Source organism: Serratia sp. JUb9, assembly GCF_014298095.1.
In the GTDB taxonomy this organism is placed as follows: domain Bacteria; phylum Pseudomonadota; class Gammaproteobacteria; order Enterobacterales; family Enterobacteriaceae; genus Serratia_B; species Serratia_B rhizosphaerae.
The window spans coordinates 4,817,347-4,839,244 of record NZ_CP060416.1 but is presented as its reverse complement, the minus strand read 5'-3'; the positions used below and the strand labels follow the sequence as shown (position 1 = coordinate 4,839,244).

Below are 21,898 nucleotides of genomic sequence, written 5' to 3'. Positions count from 1 at the left end.
ATGGGCGTGCTGTTGAAATATTCCCTGAGCCTGCTGCTGCTGTGCGCGTTCGGCGCGGCAGCCGGCTGCGACTGGCCGGCCTGGCAGCGCTATAAGCAGGACTACATCAGCGAAGGTGGCCGGGTGATCGATCCGAGTTCGCCCAACCGCATCACCACCTCGGAAGGGCAGAGCTACGGCCTGTTCTTTGCGCTGGTGGCCGGCGACCGCCCTGCCTTTGACCGCCTGCTGGGCTGGACCGAAGACAATCTGGCGCAGGGCGATCTCAGCGCCCGCCTGCCGGCCTGGCTGTGGGGCGAAAATGAGCAGAAAACGTGGACGGTGCTGGATGACAACTCGGCATCCGATTCCGATCTGTGGATTGCCTACAGTCTGCTGGAGGCCGGCCGCCTGTGGGACAGCCGCCGCTATCAGACGCTGGGCACTCTGTTGCTGCAACGCATCGCGCGCGAAGAGGTGGCGGATATTCCCGGGCTGGGGCCGATGCTGCTGCCCGGTAAAGTCGGCTTTGTGAAAGATGACGGCTGGCGGCTCAACCCGAGCTACCTGCCGCCGCAGCTGCTGGCGCGTTTTGCCGCGCTGCGCGGACCGTGGCAGGCGATGCGCGAGTCCAATCAGCGCCTGTGGCTGGAGAGTGCGCCGCACGGCTTCTCGCCGGACTGGGTGGTATGGCGCAAAGCGCAGGGCTGGCGGCCCGATGAGGCCAAGCCGAACGTCGGCAGTTATGATGCCATCCGCGTTTACCTGTGGGCGGGCATGCTGGCGAACGACGATCCGCTCAAGGCCGCGCTGGTGCGGCGCTTTCAGCCGATGGCGCAGCTGACCGCACAGCAGGGCGTGCCGCCGGAAAAAACCGATACCGCCAGCGGAAAAACCCACGGCAGCGGCCCGGTGGGCTTTTCCGCCGCCCTGCTGCCGCTGCTGGCAGAGCAGCCTGAGGCGCTGGCGGCGCAGCGGCAGAAAGTCATCGACCACCCGCCGGGCAACGACGCCTACTTCAGCGCGTCGCTGACGCTGTTTGGCCAGGGTTGGGATGAACAACGTTACCGTTTTAACCGTCAGGGTGAACTGCAACCTGCCTGGGATCGTCAATGCGCAACTTCAGAATAAATTGGCTGGGGCTGTTTCCCCTGAGTCTGGCCCTGCTGCCGCCGGCGCTGGGGGCGGATGCCGTATCGCCCGAAAGGTGGCTGTTGGAACAGGTGCGGGTTGGCGAAGCCAGCCATAAAGACGAGCTGGTGCGCCAGTCGCTGCACCGGCTGGAGCTGATGGATCCGAATAATCCCGAGGTGATTTCGGCGCGGATGCGTCTGGCGCTGCGTCAGGGCAACCACGTGCTGGCGCAGCAGCAGCTGGAGAAATTAAAGAGCGTTGCGCCGCAGTCGGCTGCCTACCGGCAGGCGCAGATGAATATGCTGTTGACCCAGCCGGAAACGCGGCAGCAGCTGCAGCAGGCGCGGCTGATGGCGACGGCGGGACGGCTGCCGGAAGCGAAGGCCGCCTACGACGCGCTGTTCAAGGGCGAACCGCCGACGCTCGATCTGGCGATCGAATATTGGCGGCTGGTGGCCCGGCTGCCGGGGCAGGAAGCGGCGGCGGCGAGCAAACTGCAGGCGTTGGATAAACAGTATCCCGGCAGCGTGCCGCTGCGCATGGCGCTGGCGCGTATGCTGTTCAGTCAGGATAAGGACGCGCAGGCCTACGCGCTGCTGCAACAGGTGGCGGCGGACAGCGCCGGTCGGGGTGAAGCCGCCGATCTGTGGCTGGATAAGGTGAAGGCGATGCCGGTCAGCAACGACAGCGTGGCGGCGCTTAACCGTTTCCTCGGCGTGTTCAGCAGCGGCGATCAGGCCGCCGGCGCCCGGCAGGAGCTGGCGCGGCAGCAGACGCTGCTGGCGGATCCGGCCTATCAGGCGCGGGCGCGCGGACTGGCGCAGGTCGGCAAGGGCGGCGGCCGCGCCGCGATCCCGGAACTGAAAAAGGCGCTGGCCGCCTCCCCGGACGATCCGGAAGTACTGGGGGCGCTGGGGCTGGCCTATGCGCGCGCCGGCAACCGCGCGCAGGCCATCGCGCTGTTTCGTCAGGCGCAACAGGCCGACAAGAGCGGCTATGACGGCGGTAAATGGCAGAGCCTGATCAAAACCAACAGTTACTGGCTGGCGGTTGCCGAAGGCGACCGGGCGCTGAAGGCCGGCAATCTGGCGCGAGCGCAGCAGCAGTACCTGCGGGCGCGCCAGATCGATAACAGCGACAGCGACGCCCTGATCGGCCTCGCCGACGTGGCGGTGGCGCGTCATGACGACGCCGCGGCGGAGCGTTATTACCAGCAGGCGCTGCGTCTTGACCGCAACAGCGGCAGCGCGCGGGCTGGCGAATATCTACCAGCGTCAGTCGCCGCAGAAGGCGCTGGCCTATCTCAATAGCCTGCCGCGCGCGCAGCAGAACCAAATGCGCAGTACGCTCGACGGCCTGCGGCTCGATATGCTGAAGCAGGACGCCGAGGCGCTGGCGCAGCGGCAGCAGTGGCACCAGGCGGCGGAGAAATACCGTCAGGCGCAGCGGCAGGATCCGGACGATGTGTGGCTGACCTACCGTTATGCGCAGGCGTTGCGTCAGGCCGGACAGCCGCAGCAGGCCGACGAGCTGTTCCGTTCTCTGGCGCAGCGGCACCCCGACAGCCCGCAGCAGGCGTATGCCTACGCGCTGTATCTCTCCGCCAGCGATCGCGACCGGCAGGCGCTGGCGCAGCTGGATACGCTGCCCCGGGCGCGCTGGAATGACGATATCCGCCAGCTGGCGCAGCGGCTGCGGCTGCAGGCGACGCTGGAGCATGCCGAACAGCTGCGCAGCGGCGGCGATGAGGCGGCGGCGATCGCCTACCTGAAACGGCAGCCGACGGCCACGCGTATCGATCTGACGCTGGCCGACTGGGCGCTGGCGAACGGCGACTACCAGAGCGCGCTGGCGGATTACCGGCGCGTGCGGGCGCGTGAGCCAAACAATCCGGATGCGCGGCTGGGCGAGATTGAAGCCTATGTGGCGCAGGGCGATCTGCCGGCGGCGCGTCAGCGGCTGCAGAGTGCATCACCGGCGCAGGATACGTCGCTTAACGGCCGGCGCCGCGAGGCCAACGCCTGGTATGCGGTGGGCGAGCGGCAGAAGGCGGGTGAGATCTTCAGCCAGCTGAAGACGGTGGCGGCGCAGGAAGAGAACGGCCAGGGCAAAGCGCTGATTTACCGTGATGCGGCCAGGCTGGAGCGCGAACAGCGGCAGCCGGATCTGGCGCGGCAGGATTATCAGCAGGCGATGGTGGCCGGCGGCATCACGCCGGGCATTCCGCAGAATAATGACGATTATACCCGCCTGACGCGCAATACGCCGGGCGATGACTGGCTCAAACGCGGCATCCGCGCCGACGCGGCGGATCTGTACCGTCAGCAGGATGTGAATGTGACGCTGGATCACGATTATTGGGGCTCCAGCGGCACCGGCGGCGTGTCGGACTATCGGGCGCATGACACCATGCTGCAGGTGGACCTGCCGCTGTACGACGGGCGCGCCTTCCTGCGCACCGATACCGTCCAGCTGAACGCCGGGCGCTTCTCAACCCGCGACGGCAAATCGTACGAAACCTTCGGCACCTGCCATGATGTGGGCTGCAGCGGCGATGAGCGGCAAAAAACCAACGGCACCAGCGTGGCGGCGGGCTGGAAGAACGACCGCTGGCAGGCGGATATCGGCACGACGCCGATGGGCTTCGAGGTGGTCGACTGGGTCGGCGGCCTGGCCTACAGCGGCGACTGGCGGCATATCGGCTGGACGCTCGGCGCATCAAAGCGGCCGATCTCCAGCTCGCTGCTGGCCTACGGCGGCACCCGCGATCCCAATACCGGCAAAACCTGGGGCGGCGTCCGCGCCACCGGCGTCAGCCTGAGCGCCAGCTACGACCGCGGCGAGGCGCACGGCGTCTGGGCCGATCTCAGCGCCCATCAGCTAACCGGTAAAAACGTGGCGGATAACCAGCGTGAACGTCTGATGGCCGGCTATTACTACAAGCTGATCAACGAGGACAACCGGCGGGCGACCATCGGCCTCAATACCATGCTGTGGCACTACCAGAAGGATTTGAGCGGTTATTCGCTGGGGCAGGGCGGCTACTACAGCCCGCAGCGCTATATGTCGCTGGCGCTGCCGGTCAACTATCGCCAGCGCACCGAGAACTGGTCGTTTGAGGTGGGCGGTTCGGTGTCGCTGTCCCACTCGAAAACCGACAGCCAGCGGCGTTATCCGCTGCAGGGGCTGATTCCGGATTCGCTGCCGGATAAACAGGCCGTTGAAAGCGGCAGCTCCTCCACCGGGGTGGGCTATACGCTGCGCGCCATCGTCGAGCGCCGCCTGACGTCGCACTGGACGCTCGGCGCCGGCGTGGATATCCAGCAGGCGAAAGACTACACGCCAAGCCATGCGCTGATTTATCTGCGCTATTCGCAGGGCGGCTGGCAGGGCGATCTGGATCTGCCGCCGCAGCCGCTAACGCCGTACGCCGACTTCAAGTAATGCGCCGGCCGGCGCGGGTTCCCCTCCCGGGGTAACGGCGCGCCGGCCTCTTTTCATCCCCGTCCGCCCCCGGAAATAATCAGACAGATTCAGAGTGTCGCCCACAGGGTAGTTTTGCTACCCTGTGTTCAGGTTAGGAAAAGACTGAAACCCGCGTATTTCTAAGTTCTTCCATAACAATGGCAAGATAAAAACACGCAGCGATCGCGTATACTCGAACCGATTCAAAAAGGGCGTGGCGTGACTCTCGTCCCTGATTATTCTTTCAGTCCGATTAACGGAGAGCAGATTTGCGCGTCAGGCGTTCATTAACGATTAAGCAGATGGCGACGGTGTCCGGCGTGGCGCTGGTGACGATCTGTATTTTTATCGTGATTCAGTTGTTCCATTTTGTGCAGCAGCGCAGGGATGACTACGCCCAACAGCTGGAGAATATCGCCCATTCTGTGCGTCAGCCGCTGGCGGACGCGGTGCTGCGCATGGATATGCGGGAAAGCAAACGGGTGCTGAACTCGCTGCTGCCGGTCGGTATTCTGACGCAGGCAGATATTGTCTTGCCGAATGAACTGCAGGCGCTGCACGCCAACTTCCCGCCGGAACGCCCGGTGCCGGCGGCGATCGCGCGGTTGTTCGACCTGCCGGTACGCATCTCGGTGCCGCTCTATTCGCTGGAGCGGGTGCCGGCCAATCCGCAGCCGCTGGCCTATCTGGTGCTGCAGGCCGACTCCTACCGCATGTACAAATTTATCCTCAGCGCGCTGTCGACCATGCTGTCGACCTATCTGCTGCTGGCGCTGATTCTGTCGATCGCCATCACCTGGTGCATGAACCGGCTGATAGTCTATCCGCTGCGCGCGATGGCGAAAGAGCTGGAAAATATCTCCGAAGAGGATGCGCCGTATCATCAGCTGATGCTACCGACGCTGCATCAGGATGACGAACTGGGCCTGCTGGTGCGCAATTACAACCGCAATCAGCAGAGGCTGGCGCGGGCATATGCGGATATGAGCCGCCTCAGTACGCGCAACTCGGTCACCGGGCTGCCGAATCAGGTACTGCTGACCGCCCTGCTGGAGCAGCATATCGCGTCGACCCTGCGTCCCCAGCGGTTTAACCTGCTGGTGATCGGCATTGAAACGCTGCATGAGGCCACCGGCGTATTGTCGCAGCAGCAGCGGGAAAAGCTGCTGCTGGCGCTGACAGAAAAATTACGCCAGTGCCTGGATAAGGATTCGCTGCTGGCGCAGCTGAGCAATGCCGAGTTCGCCATTCTGGCAAAGGGCGTTGAACGGCCGTTTCACGCCATGCAGCTGGCGCAGCGCATCATGCGGCAGCTTAATGCGCCGCTGAGCATTGAGCCGTTGTCGCTGCGGCCGAGCGCCAGCATCGGCATCGCCCATTACCTCCAGCCGGGGGAAAACGCCGAACAGCTGTTGCGCAGCGCCATGTCGGCGATGATGTCGGCCCACCGCGACGGCAAGAACCGCATCCTGTTCTTTGAGCCGCGGCTGACGGAACGCACGCAAAAGCGCCTGACGCAGGAAAGCGAAATTCTGCACGGTATCGAACATAACCAGTTTGCCCTGTTTCTGCAGCCGCAGATGGCGATGCGCAGCAACACGCCGGTCGGCGCGGAAGCCCTGCTGCGCTGGCAGCAGTATGACGGCAGCTTCAGCCTGCCGGCGGATGTCATCCCGCTGGCGGAAGAGCTGGGGGTGATGGTGCCGCTGGGCAACTGGGTGCTGGAAGAGGCCTGCCGCATGCTGGCCGACTGGCGGGCGCGGGGCATCGGCCTGCCGCTGGCGGTAAATATTTCACCGCTGCAGATGCGCGACGCCGGGTTTATCCCCCATCTGAAACAGCTGCTGGCGCAGCACCAGATCGACCCGCGTCAGCTGCAGCTGGAAATCACCGAAACGGTGCGTATCGACGACTTTGACCACCTGCTGGCGAAGCTGCGCGAGCTGCATGAGCTGGGCTTGTCTATCTCACTGGACGATTTCGGCATGGGGTATTCCAACCTGCATTACCTCAACCGCCTCAAGAGCCTGCCGGTCGATCAGATCAAGATCGACAAAAGCTTCATCTGCAGCCTGCCGGCGGATGATGCCATGGCGCGCATTATCGGCCAGATTTCGCAGGTGCTGCAGTTGCCGGTGCTGGCGGAAGGGGTGGAGACGGCGGCGCAGCGAGACTGGCTGCTGCAAAACGGTATCGAACACGGCCAGGGCTTCCTGTTCTCGGCCCCGCTGCCGCGCGACGAGTTTGAACGGCGGTTTATCGCCGGCGGCGATAAATAGGCCGTTATTGCGTCCATCTGCGGTTATCGGTGTGTTACTGCTCGCATAAATAGAAACTTTTTCTCAACAAGGCCGTAAACAACCCTTATGCTGGCGTCTTGGTTGGCACATTTTGTTACAAGCTGCCACATTTGATGACCAAGGGATGCGAAATTCATGGCTGATACTCCTCTGACACCCTCTACTTCTTCGCCGGCGACGCGGCGCGGGCTGCTGATTCTGGCGGCCGACTGCGTGCTATTTGCGGTTTTGCTCTACACGCTGCCTTTTTCCCCGCAGGAAAATACCGGCCTGGCGCTGCTGGCGTTTATCGGCATTCTCTGGCTGACCGAGGCGATCCACGTCACCGTGACGGCGCTGCTGGTGCCGGTGATGGCGGTGGCGCTCGGCATGATGAATGTCGATAAGGCGCTGGCGTCGTTCGCCAACCCGACCATCTTCCTGTTCTTCGGCGGCTTTGCGCTGGCGACGGCGCTGCATATCCAAAAGCTGGACCGGCTGATCGCCAACCGGCTGCTGTTGCTGGCGGGCGGTAAAATGCTGCTGGCGGCGCTGATGCTGTTTGGCGCGACGGCGGTGTTGTCGATGTGGATCAGCAATACCGCGACGGCGGCGATGATGCTGCCGCTGGCTATGGGGATCCTGAGCAACCTTGACCGCGAACGGGATCACAATACCTACGTCTTCCTGCTGCTGGGCATCGCCTACAGCGCCAGTATCGGCGGCCTGGGCACCATGGTCGGCAGCCCGCCGAACGCCATTGCCGCAGCGCAGCTGGGGTTGGATTTCGTCGGCTGGATGAAGTTCGGCGTGCCGGTGATGATCGTGCTGCTGCCGCTGATGGTCGGCACGCTGTACCTGATGATGCGGCCGAATCTGAAGCACCGCTTTGACATCACGCTGGAAAACTTCCCGTGGACGCGACCACGCTGGATTACGCTGGGTATTTTCCTGCTGACGGTCTTTTGCTGGATCCTCAGCAGCCAGATCAGCGCGCTGCTCGGCGGCGTGAAGCAGTTCGACACCCTGGTGGCGGTAGGTGCGGCGGTGCTGATCGGCACCAGCGGCGTGGCCAGCTGGGCGCAGATTCAGCAGAACACCGAGTGGGGCGTGCTGATGCTGTTCGGCGGCGGCCTGACGCTGAGCGTGATCCTTAAAGACTCCGGCGCTAGTGCGGTGATGGCTGAAGGGATGGCGTCGCTGTTTGGCGCCAGCCACTGGTTTGTGATTATTCTGGCGGTGGCGGCATTTATTATTTTCCTGACCGAATTCACCAGCAACACCGCCAGCGCCGCGCTGCTGGTGCCGGTGTTCGCTACGGTGGCGGAAGCGCTGGGCATGCCGCCGGCGCTGCTGACCATCGTGATCGGCATTGGCGCGTCCTGTGCCTTTATGCTGCCGGTGGCGACGCCGCCGAACGCCATTGTTTACGGCACCGGCGAGATCCGCCAGAGCGAGATGGTGAAAGTCGGCTTTTGGCTGAATATCCTCTGCGTGTTGGTGGTGTCGCTGTTCGCCTGGTTTATCTGGCGCTGACCCCTGCTGCCGGCGGCGTTTTGCCGCCGGCAGGCTGTCTATCTCTGCGCCCCGGTCTGCGGGGCCACAATACAATCTTCTGTAAAAAACGCGCGTAAACCCGGTTTTACGCTGTTTTTTCGTTTCATTTCTGCTGTACCGTTTCAGCTCTTAAATTCATATCAACGACAGGCGCGATCTCAGCAAATTGTTCCCATCTTGTTAATCGGGTGTTATTTTCGCGCAGGCGTTGAGCAGGCATGAAAAGTACCGATAACCGCCTGTCCGCGTCCCCTTCAAAGGATGTTCATATGAAAAAAAATATCTTTAAGAGCCTTTATTTCCAGGTGCTTATGGCCATTACGCTGGGTGTGCTACTCGGCCATTTCTACCCTGACCTCGGCACTCAGATGAAACCTCTGGGTGATGGATTTGTTAAGTTAATCAAAATGATTATCGCGCCGGTGATCTTCTGTACCGTGGTAACCGGCATCGCAGGCATGGAGAGCATGAAGGCCGTCGGCCGCACCGGTGCCATTGCGCTGCTGTACTTTGAGATAGTCAGCACCATCGCGCTGATTATCGGCCTGGTGGTGGTGAACGTGGTACAGCCGGGAGCGGGGATGAACGTCGATCCCGCTACGCTGGATGCCAAAGCCGTGGCGGTGTACGCCGAACAGGCCTCGCAGCAGGGGATTATTCCGTTCCTGTTGGATATTATTCCCGGCAGTGTGATCGGCGCCTTCGCCAGCGGCAATATCCTGCAGGTGCTGCTGTTTGCGGTGCTGTTCGGCTTTGCGCTGCATCGCCTGGGAGAAAAGGGGCAGCTGATCTTTAATGTGATCGAAAGCTTCTCCAACGTGATTTTCGGCATCATCAATATGATCATGCGTCTGGCGCCGCTGGGCGCTTTCGGCGCGATGGCGTTCACCATCGGTAAATACGGCGTGGGCACTCTGGTGCAGTTGGGGCAGCTGATTTTGTGCTTCTACCTCACCTGTATCCTGTTCGTGGTGGTGGTGCTGGGGGCGATTGCCCGCGCCAACGGCTTCAGCATCTTCAAGTTTGTTAACTACATCAAAGAAGAGTTGCTGATCGTGCTGGGCACCTCGTCGTCCGAATCCGCGCTGCCGCGCATGTTGGACAAGATGGAGCGGCTGGGTTGCAAGAAATCGGTGGTGGGGCTGGTGATTCCGACCGGTTACTCCTTCAACCTGGACGGCACCTCGATTTATCTGACCATGGCGGCGGTGTTTATCGCCCAGGCCACCAATGCTCATATGGATATTATGCATCAGATTACGCTGTTGATAGTGCTGCTGCTCTCCTCGAAAGGGGCGGCGGGGGTGACCGGCAGCGGCTTTATCGTGCTGGCGGCGACCCTTTCCGCAGTCGGTCATCTGCCGGTGGCGGGGCTGGCGCTGATTCTCGGCATCGACCGCTTTATGTCGGAGGCGCGTGCGCTGACCAACCTGGTGGGCAACGGCGTGGCGACGGTGGTGGTGGCCAAATGGTGCAACCAGCTGGACAGCCAGCAGCTGAAAGATACGCTGAATAACAAACGGCCTGCCGGCGTGGCGGACGAGAGCCAACGCTCGACGTGACGGCCGGTTGTTGAAGTCAAGCCATCGGCTGTTGTGGCGGCCGATGGCGTTTTCCACCTTTTCCGCTTGTAAAACTCCCTCAACGACTATTTTTCGCCGCATTGGGTAACATCGAACAAGGCGCGCGGTCCAACACAATGGTACACTTTCTACTTTCCGCCCCACTGTGAAACTCAGGGCGTGCTTTTATGATTCCAGTGAATGGAATACGTGTATCAAAGATAAATTGGATAGCCATTAAGTAGGGGTTCACATGCAGGGCACCAGAATTCATCTTCTTGTGGGTGGGCTGTTGTTGGCGGCCGCCAGCGGCAGCGTGCAGGCTGAAGCGCTACAACCCGATCCTGCCTGGCAGCAGGGAAAATTGGATAACGGGTTTTCCTGGCAGGTGCTGGATACGCCGCAGCGGCCAAGCGACCGCATTGAACTGCGGCTGCTGGTGAATACCGGATCGCTGGTCGAATCTTCCCAGCAGATCGGTTTCGCCCACCTGCTGCCGCGCCTGGCGATGGCGCGCAACGAAAGTTCGCCGCAGCTGCGTTCGCTGTGGCAGCAGGGCGTGGATGACGAACAGCCGCTGCCGCCGGCTATTAGCTCGTATGATTTCACCCTCTATAACCTGAGTTTGCCGAATAACCGCCCGGATCTGCTGAAAGAGGCGCTGAGCTGGCTGGCGGAAACCAGCGGCAAGCTGCCGATCGACGAGCAGACGGTGCATAAGGTGGTGAATTCCGGTGCCGATCCGATCGGCCTGTTCCCTGCCAATACCCAGGATGCCTGGTGGCGCTATCGGCTGAAAGGCTCTACGCTGCTGGCGCACGACCCGGGCCAGGCGGTGAAGCGGCCGGTCAATCTTGAACAGCTGAAAGATTTTTACCAGCAGTGGTACACCCCGGACATGATGACCTTGTATGTGGTCGGTCGGGTGGACAGCCGCAGCCTGAGCGAGCAGATCAACAAGGCCTTTTCACCGCTGAGCGGCAAACGGGAAACGCCTGCCACCATGCCGACCCTGGCGCCGCTGCCGCCGCAGCCGGTCAGCCTGATGAATGAGTCTATCCAGCAGGATATGCTGTCCATTATGTGGGATACGCCATGGCAGCCGATTCGCGACTCCCAGCAACTGAGCCGCTACTGGCGCAGCGATCTGGCGCGCGAGGCGCTGTTCTGGCACCTGCAGCGCGCGCTGGAAAAGAGCCCGCAGAAGGATGCGCAGCTGGGCTTCGACTGCCGGGTGCAGTATCAGCGTTCACAGTGCGCTATTCATCTCAACACCAGCAACGCCAACCTGAAGTCCGCGCTGGAGTTTGTGGCGACGGAAATGGCGGCGGTGCGTGATAACGGGCTCAGCCAGCAGGAATTTGATGATTTGCTGGCGCAGAAGAACGATCAGCTGAGCAAGCTGTTCGCCACCTATGCCCGTACCGATACCGATGTGCTGATGAGCCAGCGTCTGCGTTCGCAGCAGAGCGGCGTGGTGGATATTTCCCCGGAGATGTATCAGAAGCTGCGTCAGGCGTTTCTGGCGTCGCTGACGCCGGAATCATTGCACCAGGCGCTGAAACTGCAACTGTCGCAGGACGCTACGCTGGTGCTGCAGCAGCCGAAAGGCGAAGCGGAAACCAATATGAAGCAGCTGCAGGATGTTTACAACGGCATTATGGCGCCGCCACCGGCGGTGGTGAGCGAAGAGCCGAAGCCTGAAGGCGAAGCGGCGACGCCGGAGAACGGCGCGCAATAACGCCCCGGCGGCGCCCCTTCGGGCGCTGCCGGTCAGTTGCGGTACAACACCTTGATAATGTGGTAGCCGAACTGGGTTTTCACCGGCCCGTACGGTTTGAGCAGCGGGATGCTGAACACCGCTTTATCAAACGCCGGCACCATCGCGCCCTTGTTGAATTCGCCCAGTGAGCCGCCGTTACGTTTCGACGGGCAGGTCGAGTATTTGCGCGCCAGCGTGTCGAAGCTGACGCCGCGCTTGAGTTTGGCCAGCAGTTCATTGGCCAGCTTCTCGTTATCAACCAAAATATGCAGTGCGGATGCGCTCTTCGCCATGGTATTACCCTGTGTGCTTACGGTGGAGGGCGCATTATACCCGTTTTATCCGGGCAGGGCGGCATTGACGCGACGGGTATCAATCTTGCCGGCGCTTTCTGCTACACTGCCTGTCCCACGTTAAGATTGTCGAGCCATAAAGCCCCATGCGATTAAACCCCAGCCAACAACAAGCCGTTGAATTCGTTACCGGTCCCTGCCTGGTTCTGGCCGGCGCCGGCTCGGGCAAGACGCGCGTAATCACCAATAAAATCGCCCACCTGATCCACCATTGCGGCTATCAGGCGCGGCATATCGCCGCGGTGACCTTTACCAACAAGGCGGCGCGCGAGATGAAAGAGCGCGTATCGCAGACGTTGGGGCGGAAAGAGGCGCGCGGCCTAATGATTTCGACCTTCCATACGCTGGGGCTGGAGATCATCAAGCGCGAATATAAAGCGCTGGAGATGAAGTCCAACTTCTCGCTGTTTGACGACCAGGATCAGCTGGCGCTGCTGAAAGAGCTGACGGAAAAATGGCTGGAAAATGACAAAACGCTGGTGGCGCAGCTGATCTCCACCATTTCCAACTGGAAGAACGATCTGGTGGACCCCCAGCGTGCTGCCGAGCTGGCGCGCTCCGAGCGCGACAAGCTGTTTGCCCACTGTTACGGTTTGTACCATGCGCATATGCGCGCCTGTAACGTGCTGGATTTCGACGATTTGATCCTGCTGCCGACGCTGCTGCTGCAGCGCAACGAAGAGGTGCGTGAACGCTGGCAAAACCGCCTGCGCTATCTGCTGGTGGATGAGTATCAGGATACCAACACCAGCCAGTATGAGCTGGTGAAGCTGCTGGTGGGCAACCGCACCCGTTTTACCGTGGTGGGCGATGATGACCAGTCAATCTACTCCTGGCGCGGCGCGCGGCCGCAGAACCTGGTGCTGCTGAAAGAGGATTTCCCGGCGCTGCAGGTGATTAAGCTGGAGCAGAACTACCGCTCCAGCGAGCGAATTCTGAAAGCGGCCAACATTTTGATCGCCAATAACCCGCACGTGTTTGAGAAACGGCTGTTTTCCGAGCTGGGCTACGGTGAAGAGCTGAAAGTAGTGACCGCCAATAACGAAGACCACGAGGCCGAGCGGGTGGTTGGCGAGCTGATCGCCCACCACTTTGTGAAGAAGACCAACTATGGCGATTACGCCATTTTGTACCGCGGCAACCACCAGTCGCGGGTGTTCGAAAAAATGCTGATGCAGAACCGCATCCCGTACAAGATTTCCGGCGGTACCTCGTTCTTCTCCCGCCCGGAAATCAAGGATCTGCTGGCCTACCTGCGGGTGCTGACCAACCCGGACGACGACAGCGCCTTTCTGCGCATCGTCAATACGCCGAAGCGGGAAATCGGCCCGGCGACGCTGCAGAAGCTGGGAGAGTGGGCCAACCTGCGCAATAAGAGCCTGTTTGCCGCCAGCTTCGACGTGGGGTTGGGCCAGCACCTTACCGGCCGCGGCCTGGAGTCGCTGCAGCGTTTTACCCAGTGGATGGACGGCATCGCCCGGCAGGCCGAGCGCGAGCCGGTGGCGGCGGTGCGCGACCTGATTCGCGGCGTCGACTACGAAAGCTGGCTGTTTGAAACCTCCGCCAGCCCGAAGGCGGCGGAAATGCGCATGAAAAACGTCAATACGCTGTTCGGCTGGATGACGGAAATGCTGGAAGGCAGCGATCTGGAAGAGCCGATGACGCTGACGCAGGTGGTCACCCGCTTCACGCTGCGCGACATGATGGAGCGCGGCGAAAGCGAGGAAGAGCTGGACCAGGTGCAACTGATGACGCTGCACGCCTCCAAGGGGCTGGAGTTCCCCTATGTGTTCCTGGTGGGGATGGAGGAGGGTTTACTGCCGCATCAGAGCAGTATTGATGAAGATAATGTCGAGGAAGAGCGGCGTCTGGCCTATGTGGGGATAACCCGCGCCCAAAAAGAGCTGATTTTCACCCTGTGCCGTGAGCGCCGACAGTATGGTGAATTGGTGCGTCCGGAGCCGAGCCGTTTCCTGTTGGAGCTGCCGCAGGATGATTTGGCGTGGGAAACGGAGCGTAAGGTAATTAGCCCGCAGGAACGGATGCAAAAGGGGCAGAGCAACGTCGCCAATATCCGCGCCATGCTGGCGAAGGCCAAGGGCGGCGGCTGAGTCGCGGGGAAAAAGCGGGGTTCGCCTGGGCGAACCCGCATCGGGTTAGGCCTGTTCTTCCAGCATCAGCGGCCAGTGGACATAGCTCTGCCAGCGGCTTTCCTGCTCCAGTTCTTCACCACGCAGCGGATGCTGCTCCAGCCAGCCGTGCGGCACAATCACGCGCAGCGCGTCGTCGTTCTGGTGGCCGCGCAGTCTGACCGCCGGCAGCGTGTCGTCGCGGCGGCGGCTGGCGAAGATAATCGCCAGGCGCAGCAGGCGGCACAAATGCTGGGCGATGCGCGGCGGCACGGCGTTTTGCTGGCTGAGCAGCGTGAGATCGAGCGTGTTGCTCTGGTTTTGCAGCAGGGCGGCCAGTAGTTTTTTCTGCGCCGGGGTAAAACCGGGCAGCGCCAGATGGCGAATCAGATAGGCGGCGTGCTGCGGCGCCTGTTTGAAGTCGACGCTCAGACCGATTTCATGAATCAGACAGGCGGCGTGCAGCAGTTCACGGCTGCGGGTATCCAGCTGCCACTCATTGGCTACCTGCTGTGAGAAGTTACTCGCCAACTGGGCAACGCGGGCCGCCTGCTCGGTATCCAGCAGGTAGCGCCGCTGCAGATTGCGAATGGTGCGGTGGCGGATATCCTGCTCCACCGGCAGGTGCAGCATGCCGTACACCAGCCCTTCGCGCAGCGCACCGCCGGAAAGCAGCATGCTCTCAATGCCCAGCTCCTGGAAGATCGCCAGCAGAATCGACAGCCCGCTGGGGAACACCAGCGCGCGCTCCAGCGTCAGGCCTTCAATTTCCAGCTCTTCCAGCTTGCCGCATTGGATGGCGCGCTGTTTGAGCTGGCGCAATTTCGGCAGGGTAATGCGTTCGTCCATACCCTGCGCCACCATGATTTCCTGCAGCGCCTGCACGGTGCCGGAGGCGCCGACGCAGATCTGCCAGCCGTGCTCACGTAAAGCGGAGGCAATCGGTCGCACCATTTCGCGCGCGGCCAATTCGGCGCGGTCAAAGTTGTCGCGCCCGAGGTTACGGTCGCTGAAGAAGCGTTCCAGCCAGGTGACGCAGCCCATCGACAGGCTGTACAGCTGCTCGGCCTGGGCGCCGCTGCCGGCCACCAGTTCGGTGCTGCCGCCGCCGATATCGACCACCAGACGCCGATCGGGGCCGCCGGTAGTGTGCGCCACGCCGTGGTAAATCAGGCGCGCCTCTTCTTCGCCGCTGATCACCTGTACCGGGCAGCCTAAAATTTGCTGTGCGGTATGCAGGAACTCATCGGCGTTATTCGCCAGACGCAGCGTGGCGGTCGCCACCACGCGGATCTGTTCGCGCGGAATATCCTGCAGACGTTCGGAAAACAGCCGCAGGCATTGCCAGCCGCGCTGCATGGCGTCGTGCGACAGGTTATTGTCCCGATCCAGCCCGGCCGCCAGCCGGACTTTGCGTTTGATACGCGCCAGCGTCTGGATACTGCCGGCGACCTCGCGCACTACCAACATATGGAAGCTGTTGGACCCCAGATCGATGGCGGCATACAGCGTGCTGGAACTGAGCATAATTTATCTCCCTGAAGTTTCACATCGCATCGTGGCTGTCAGCCCGCCGTTGCCGAGCGGCGCCGGACTGTGGGGAAAGTAACCTTGGCTGTCGGGATGCAATGTGAAATTCATGGAGTTATCTCAGCCTGAACGTTTACGGTTGTTGCGCGGCGCGCCGCCGCTGCGGCGTTGCGACGAATTACGGCGCGAATTGTTGCCGCCGCGCGGGCGCGACAGGCGTTTCGGCGCCGGCAAATCATCCAGCAGTGCGTCGCTGTTGTATTTGCTGACCGGAATGCTGTGGCCGGTATAGGCTTCGATCGCCGGCAGGTTGAGGGCATATTCCTCACAGGCCAGGCTGATGGAGTGCCCGCTGGCGCCGGCGCGGCCGGTACGGCCGATGCGGTGGACGTAGTCCTCGCAGTCGTCAGGCAGATCGTAGTTGAAGACGTGGGTAACCGCAGGAATATGCAGGCCGCGCGCAGCAACGTCGGTGGCCACCAGAATATCCAGGCTGCCTTTGGTGAAGTCTTCCAGAATACGCAGGCGTTTTTTCTGGGCGACGTCGCCGGTCAGCAGGCCCACGCGGTGACCGTCGGCGGCCAGATGGCCCCAGATGTCTTCGCAGCGGTGTTTGGTGTTGGCGAAGACGATGGCGCGATCCGGCCATTCTTCTTCAATCAACGTCTGCAGCAGGCGCATTTTCTCTTCGTTGGACGGGTAGAACAGCTCTTCTTTGATGCGGTGGCCGGTTTTCTGTTCCGGTTCGACTTCCACATATTCGGCATTGTTCATCTGCTCGAACGCCAGCTCGCGTACGCGGTAGGAGAGGGTGGCGGAGAACAGCATGTTCAGACGCTGATCGGCCGATGGCATGCGGCGGAACAGCCAGCGGATATCTTTGATAAAGCCCAGATCGTACATGCGATCGGCTTCATCCAGCACCACCACCTGAATGGCGCTCAGGTCGATATAGTTTTGTTTTGCGTAGTCAATCAGTCGGCCGGTGGTGCCGATCAGAATATCTACGCCCTTTTCCAGCACTTTCAGCTGTTTGTCGTAGCCGTCGCCGCCGTAGGCCAGGCCCAGCTTCAGTCCGGTGGACTGCGACAGCATTTCCGCATCGGCGTGGATCTGCACCGCCAGCTCGCGCGTAGGCGCCATGATCAAGGCGCGCGGTTGGTTGGTCTGGCGATCCTGTTTCGCCGGGTGGGAGAGTAAATAGTGAAAAGTAGACGTCAGAAATGCCAACGTCTTTCCGGTACCGGTTTGCGCCTGACCTGCAACGTCACGCCCGGAGAGCGTGAGCGGTAATGCCAGCGCCTGAATAGGCGTGCAGTTGTGAAACCCTTTTTTTTCAAGGGCTTCAAGGACTAACGGGTGCAGGGCGAAGTCGGAAAACTTCTGTTCAGTCAAGTGTGTTTTGCTCATAGTGTGGTAGAATATCAGCTAACTATTGCTTTACGAAAGCACATCCGTTGAAATAAACGCGGTGAAATAAAATCACCTTGAGTTGGTTTAATGCTACACCAACAAGGTAGACATAATCCTGTGGAGTAGAACATGAGCGATAAAATTATTCACCTGACTGACGACAGCTTTGCTACAGAGGTGCTGAATGCCGAAGGGCCAATCCTGGTCGACTTCTGGGCTGAGTGGTGTGGTCCGTGCAAGATGATTGCTCCGATTCTTAATGAAATTGCCGAAGAGTTCGACGGCAAATTGACTATCAGCAAACTGAACATCGACGAGAACCCGGCTACCGCACCTAAGTACGGTATCCGCGGCATCCCAACGCTGTTGCTGTTCAAGAACGGTGAAGTGGCGGCGACCAAAGTGGGCGCACTGTCCAAAGGTCAGCTGAAAGATTTCCTGACCGCCAATCTGTAACCGGGCGGGATGCCCCGGGTCTGGCGTCCGGTCGCGAGTTTTCGCATCGGCGCCGGCCCAATTTTTCCGGTTTGCGGCGGCAGTGTCCGCGGCTCTCCAGGCAGGCTCCGCACGGCGATGTGGGTAAACATGGCCCGTCTGCGACTAAAGATGCAGTTTGCTTGCGGCGGCTATAGACGCCCGCCGAGAAGCGTGTTAAGTTTAATCACACTGCATATAGAACTTGCCCGAAGTTTTAAGTCTAAAGAGTTTGAATCTAAAGCGTTACTCTGTGTCATAGCATCGGCGTTGTCTTCATACCTGGACTTGGCCCGCGCGTTGACAATCAATGGTTTTGCAAAAATCAGTTTTAAGGCACCTTCGATCCTAAACCGCCAGCGTGCGCGTCCAATGTAAGCCATCTCTTACCACGACGGCTAAGCGGCCCGGTGATTGAACGTCCAGTAAACAGGCACGAAAATCCCGATGCGGGAACATCACGCTGCCATACTATTCACGTTAAAGTTCGAGACATACCCCGATTTTAAGAACCCACCACTATGAATCTTACCGAATTAAAGAACACGCCGGTTTCTGACCTGATCACACTCGGCGAAAATATGGGGCTGGAAAACCTGGCCCGCATGCGTAAGCAGGACATTATCTTTTCCATTCTCAAGCAGCATGCGAAAAGCGGAGAGGATATTTTCGGTGACGGCGTGCTGGAGATATTGCAGGATGGATTTGGTTTCCTCCGCTCCGGAGACAGTTCCTACCTCGCAGGCCCCGACGACATCTACGTATCCCCTAGCCAAATCCGCCGCTTCAACCTCCGTACAGGTGACACCATTTCCGGTAAGATTCGTCCGCCAAAAGAAGGCGAACGTTACTTTGCCCTGCTGAAGGTTAACGAAGTCAACTACGACAAACCGGAAAACGCCCGCAGTAAAATCCTGTTCGAAAACCTGACGCCGCTGCATGCCAACTCGCGTCTGCGTATGGAGCGCGGCAACGGTTCAACCGAAGACCTGACCGCTCGCGTACTGGATCTGGCATCGCCGATCGGTCGCGGCCAGCGCGGCCTGATCGTCGCACCGCCGAAAGCCGGTAAGACCATGCTGCTGCAGAACATTGCCCAGAGCATTGCCTACAACCACCCGGACTGCGTGCTGATGGTGCTGCTGATCGACGAACGTCCGGAAGAAGTCACCGAGATGCAGCGTCTGGTGAAGGGCGAAGTGATCGCCTCAACCTTCGACGAACCGGCTTCCCGCCACGTGCAGGTTGCGGAAATGGTGATCGAAAAGGCCAAGCGTCTGGTTGAGCACAAGAAGGACGTGATTATCCTGCTTGACTCCATCACCCGTCTGGCGCGCGCTTACAACACCGTGGTGCCGGCTTCCGGCAAGGTGCTGACCGGTGGTGTGGACGCCAACGCCCTGCACCGTCCGAAGCGCTTCTTCGGCGCGGCGCGTAACGTGGAAGAGGGCGGCAGCCTGACCATTATCGCCACTGCGCTGGTGGATACCGGCTCGAAGATGGACGAAGTGATTTACGAAGAGTTCAAGGGCACCGGCAACATGGAACTGCACCTGTCGCGTAAGATTGCGGAAAAACGTGTCTTCCCGGCGATTGATTACAACCGCTCCGGTACCCGTAAGGAAGAGCTGCTCACCAGTTCTGAAGAGCTGCAGAAGATGTGGATCCTGCGCAAGATTATCCACCCGATGGGGGAGATCGACGCGATGGAATTCCTCATTAATAAATTGGCGATGACCAAGACCAATGATGAGTTCTTCGATATGATGAAGCGCTCATAATTACATAAAAAATTTAATCAACGCCACGCCAAGCCGTGGCGTTTTTTGCTTTTGGCAGATAGGATACGCGGCAGAAATAGAAATTTAATTTACTTTTTCGACTACGGCGTGTTTGATCGGATTTTTACACTTGTCCATTTGTGATGCTTAAGCTCTAAAGTGGGGAATGACAAATCGTGTAATGAAACTTAGTCGCGTTTGTCATAGGAAATGACTGAAAGGAAGCGAAGACATCTGGTACTGGGGTTAACCAGTGTTAAGCTGCCTTATCTTCTCAGAGATTTGTTAACAGTGAACTACTCACATGAGTACTGAAATTCTATTTGTTTTTTTATTCTCCTTGGCGTTTTTATTTGTTGCCCGCAAAGTGGCAAAGCGGGTTGGTTTGGTTGATAAGCCTAATTACCGTAAACGACATCAAGGGTTAATTCCGTTGGTCGGGGGGATTTCGGTTTATGCCGGGCTGTGCTTCGCCTTCCTGATCTCTGACCAAACGATCGCACACAGTCAGTTATATCTTGCCTGCGCCGGTTTGCTGGTATTTGTTGGCGCTCTGGATGACCGTTTCGATATCAGCGTAAAAATCCGCGCCTTTGTTCAGGCGCTGGTCGGCGTGGTGATGATGGCGTTTGCCGGCCTGTATCTGCATAGCTTCGGCTATATTCTGGGCGGATGGGAAATGCAGCTGGGGCCGTTTGGCTACTTGTTGACGCTGTTTGCGGTGTGGGCGGCGATTAACGCCTTCAATATGGTGGACGGCATCGACGGCCTGCTGGGCGGTTTGTCCTGCGTGTCATTCGGCGCGCTGGGCGTGCTGCTGTATCTCAACGGTCATTCTGAGCTGGCATTCTGGTGTTTTGCCATGATCGCCGCCATCGTTCCCTATATCTTGCTGAACCTCGGCATTCTTGGCCGTCGCTATAAAGTGTTTATGGGCGACGCCGGCAGTACGCTGATCGGCTTTACCGCCATCTGGCTGCTGCTGCAAAGTTCGCAAGGCCAGACGCCGGCGATTCGTCCGGTGACCGCGCTGTGGATCATCGCGATTCCGCTGATGGATATGATCGCCATTATGTATCGCCGTTTGCGTAAGGGCATGAGTCCGTTTTCCCCCGACCGGCAGCATATTCACCATCTGATTATGCGTGCCGGCTTTACGCCGCGTCAGGCTTTTGTCCTGATTACCCTGGCTGCAGCGCTGCTGGCGGCGGTCGGCGTGCTGGGCGAATGGTTAACATTTATCCCGGAATGGTTCATGTTGGCATTATTCTTGCTAGCATTTCTGTTCTACGGTTATTGCATCAAGCGCGCCTGGCGTGTTGCGCGTTATATTAAGCGCATCAAACGCCGTATGCGTCGCTCGGTGGACAATAAGCAAGTACCTTAAACCAGAGGCTTTTGGGCAGTGATGATTCCAGATACAACGTCAGACAAGAACCGCCCGGCGGTAGATAACGAACTCGATATTCGTGGCCTGTGCCGCACTTTGTGGCGCGGCAAGGTCTGGATTATTGGTCTTGCCGTTTTGTTTGCAGCGGTCGCGCTGGCGGTCTCTTACCTGGTCAAGCAGGAGTGGAGCGCAACGGCGATCACCGATCGGCCGACCGTGAATGCGTTGGGCGGATACTACTCCCAGCAGCAGTTCCTGCGTAATCTGGATGTGCGCACCATGCCGGCCGTGGCGACCGACCAGCCGAGCATTGCCGATGAAGCCTACAAAGAGTTCATCATGCAGCTGGCGGCCTACGATACCCGGCGCGATTTCTGGCTGCAGAGCGATTACTACAAGCAGCGGCAGGAAGGGGATGAGCGCGCGGATGCCGCGTTACTTGATGAATTGATCGCCAATATTCAGTTTACGCCGCGTGATGATAACAAAGTGCCGAACGACGGGGTTAAACTGACGGCTGAAACGGCGTCGGATGCCAACCGTTTACTGCGCGAATATGTGCTGTTTGCCAGCCATCGCGCGGCGCTGCATCTGAACGAAGAGATTCAGGGCGCCTGGGCGGCGCGCACCACCTCGATGAAAGCGCAGGTTAAGCGCCAGGAAGCGGTGGCGGACGCGATTTATAAGCGTCAGCTGAGCTCGGTGCAGCAGGCGCTGAAAATCGCCGAGCAGCAGGGCATCGCCCGTGCGCAGACCGATACGCCGGCCGAACAGCTGCCGGACTCCGACCTGTTCCTGCTGGGCAAACCGATGCTGCAGGCGCGTCTGGAAGGTTTACAAGCCTCCGGTCCAAGCTATGATTTGGATTACGATCAAAACCGCGCCATGCTGGCGACGCTGAACGTCGGCCCGACGCTGGATAAACAGTTTCAGACTTACCGCTATTTGCGCACGCCGGAAGAGCCGGTAAAACGTGATAGTCCAAGAAGAGTATTTTGGCTGATCCTGTGGGGCGCTATCGGTGCGATGGCCGGCGCCGGGGTGGCTTTGGTTCGTCGTTCACGCAATTGAAAATATTATAATAATTCGT

Annotated in this window: 13 protein-coding genes and 1 pseudogene; 11 read left to right on the top strand and 3 right to left on the bottom strand. The window is 59.8% G+C overall.

All coding sequences use genetic code 11. The annotated features are described in order from the left end of the window. The 6 genes and pseudogenes from bcsZ to HF675_RS22800 all read left to right on the top strand — a co-directional run bounded on the left by bcsZ (position 1) and on the right by HF675_RS22800 (position 11,717). Positions 1-1,110, top strand: a complete 1,110-nt coding sequence (gene bcsZ, locus HF675_RS22825) for a cellulose synthase complex periplasmic endoglucanase BcsZ (protein ID WP_187043830.1) — start codon at positions 1-3, stop codon at positions 1,108-1,110. Continuing rightward, positions 1,092-4,557 (top strand): annotated as a pseudogene (bcsC, locus tag HF675_RS22820) (cellulose synthase complex outer membrane protein BcsC). Before bcsZ ends, bcsC begins: the two are co-directional and overlap by 19 nt. A 290-nt stretch (positions 4,558-4,847) precedes the next feature. After that, positions 4,848-6,857: a biofilm formation regulator HmsP gene (gene hmsP / locus HF675_RS22815; RefSeq protein ID WP_187043829.1), complete on the top strand. Its 2,010-nt coding sequence runs from the start codon at positions 4,848-4,850 to the stop codon at positions 6,855-6,857. A 156-nt stretch (positions 6,858-7,013) separates the two neighbouring features. Next, positions 7,014-8,393 carry a DASS family sodium-coupled anion symporter gene (locus HF675_RS22810; protein WP_187043828.1) on the top strand — a complete coding sequence of 460 codons (1,380 nt, stop codon included), beginning with the start codon at positions 7,014-7,016 and terminating at the stop codon, positions 8,391-8,393. Positions 8,394-8,683: 290 nt separating this feature from the next. Next, a complete protein-coding gene (locus HF675_RS22805; protein WP_105229316.1) occupies positions 8,684-9,976 on the top strand; it encodes a dicarboxylate/amino acid:cation symporter in 1,293 nt (430 codons plus the stop codon). 253 nt (positions 9,977-10,229) lie between these two features. Then, a complete protein-coding gene (locus HF675_RS22800; protein WP_187043827.1) occupies positions 10,230-11,717 on the top strand; it encodes a pitrilysin family protein in 1,488 nt (495 codons plus the stop codon). Between the two features lie 32 nt (positions 11,718-11,749). Here HF675_RS22800 and ppiC read toward each other — a convergent pair whose 3' ends face one another. Next, the gene (ppiC, locus tag HF675_RS22795; RefSeq protein WP_105229318.1) at positions 11,750-12,031 is read right to left on the bottom strand and encodes a peptidylprolyl isomerase PpiC; all 282 of its coding nucleotides are present in this window, start codon (positions 12,029-12,031) and stop codon (positions 11,750-11,752) included. A gap of 146 nt (positions 12,032-12,177) precedes the next feature. Between ppiC and rep the strand changes: the two genes are divergently transcribed. Next, entirely contained in the window at positions 12,178-14,202 is a 2,025-nt protein-coding gene (gene rep / locus HF675_RS22790) for a DNA helicase Rep (protein WP_187043826.1), read from the top strand. A 45-nt stretch (positions 14,203-14,247) separates the two neighbouring features. On the opposite strand, the gene ppx is transcribed toward rep, so the two are convergent. Next, complete coding sequence (ppx, locus tag HF675_RS22785; protein ID WP_172606242.1) at positions 14,248-15,747, bottom strand: exopolyphosphatase; 1,500 nt, start codon at positions 15,745-15,747, stop codon at positions 14,248-14,250. Between the two features lie 123 nt (positions 15,748-15,870). After that, complete coding sequence (gene rhlB, locus HF675_RS22780; RefSeq protein WP_105229321.1) at positions 15,871-17,160, bottom strand: ATP-dependent RNA helicase RhlB; 1,290 nt, start codon at positions 17,158-17,160, stop codon at positions 15,871-15,873. Positions 17,161-17,292: 132 nt separating this feature from the next. Here rhlB and trxA point away from each other — a divergent pair, with 132 nt between their 5' ends. The 4 genes from trxA (at position 17,293) to wzzE (ending at position 21,879) form a co-directional block, all read left to right on the top strand. Further along, the gene (gene trxA / locus HF675_RS22775) at positions 17,293-17,619 is read left to right on the top strand and encodes a thioredoxin TrxA (protein WP_105229322.1); all 327 of its coding nucleotides are present in this window, start codon (positions 17,293-17,295) and stop codon (positions 17,617-17,619) included. A 539-nt stretch (positions 17,620-18,158) separates the two neighbouring features. Continuing rightward, entirely contained in the window at positions 18,159-19,418 is a 1,260-nt protein-coding gene (gene rho, locus HF675_RS22770) for a transcription termination factor Rho (RefSeq protein WP_015344121.1), read from the top strand. Positions 19,419-19,722: 304 nt separating this feature from the next. Beyond that, the gene (wecA, locus tag HF675_RS22765) at positions 19,723-20,805 is read left to right on the top strand and encodes a UDP-N-acetylglucosamine--undecaprenyl-phosphate N-acetylglucosaminephosphotransferase (protein WP_187043825.1); all 1,083 of its coding nucleotides are present in this window, start codon (positions 19,723-19,725) and stop codon (positions 20,803-20,805) included. A 21-nt stretch (positions 20,806-20,826) separates the two neighbouring features. After that, positions 20,827-21,879, top strand: a complete 1,053-nt coding sequence (wzzE, locus tag HF675_RS22760; protein WP_105229324.1) for an ECA polysaccharide chain length modulation protein — start codon at positions 20,827-20,829, stop codon at positions 21,877-21,879. Positions 21,880-21,898 lie beyond the last annotated feature (19 nt).

What these genes read in the sequence shown, in the direction of transcription:
- bcsZ (WP_187043830.1), top strand. Translation starts at nt 1, where the DNA reads ATGGGCGTGCTGTTGAAATATTCCCTGAGCCTGCTGCTGCTGTGCGCG.
- HF675_RS22800 (WP_187043827.1), top strand. Translation starts at nt 10,230, where the DNA reads ATGCAGGGCACCAGAATTCATCTTCTTGTGGGTGGGCTGTTGTTGGCG.
- wzzE (WP_105229324.1), top strand. Translation starts at nt 20,827, where the DNA reads ATGATTCCAGATACAACGTCAGACAAGAACCGCCCGGCGGTAGATAAC.
- HF675_RS22810 (WP_187043828.1), top strand. Translation starts at nt 7,014, where the DNA reads ATGGCTGATACTCCTCTGACACCCTCTACTTCTTCGCCGGCGACGCGG.
- rep (WP_187043826.1), top strand. Translation starts at nt 12,178, where the DNA reads ATGCGATTAAACCCCAGCCAACAACAAGCCGTTGAATTCGTTACCGGT.
- trxA (WP_105229322.1), top strand. Translation starts at nt 17,293, where the DNA reads ATGAGCGATAAAATTATTCACCTGACTGACGACAGCTTTGCTACAGAG.
- rho (WP_015344121.1), top strand. Translation starts at nt 18,159, where the DNA reads ATGAATCTTACCGAATTAAAGAACACGCCGGTTTCTGACCTGATCACA.
- ppx (WP_172606242.1), bottom strand. Translation starts at nt 15,747, where the DNA reads ATGCTCAGTTCCAGCACGCTGTATGCCGCCATCGATCTGGGGTCCAAC.
- rhlB (WP_105229321.1), bottom strand. Translation starts at nt 17,160, where the DNA reads ATGAGCAAAACACACTTGACTGAACAGAAGTTTTCCGACTTCGCCCTG.
- HF675_RS22805 (WP_105229316.1), top strand. Translation starts at nt 8,684, where the DNA reads ATGAAAAAAAATATCTTTAAGAGCCTTTATTTCCAGGTGCTTATGGCC.
- wecA (WP_187043825.1), top strand. Translation starts at nt 19,723, where the DNA reads ATGAGTACTGAAATTCTATTTGTTTTTTTATTCTCCTTGGCGTTTTTA.
- ppiC (WP_105229318.1), bottom strand. Translation starts at nt 12,031, where the DNA reads ATGGCGAAGAGCGCATCCGCACTGCATATTTTGGTTGATAACGAGAAG.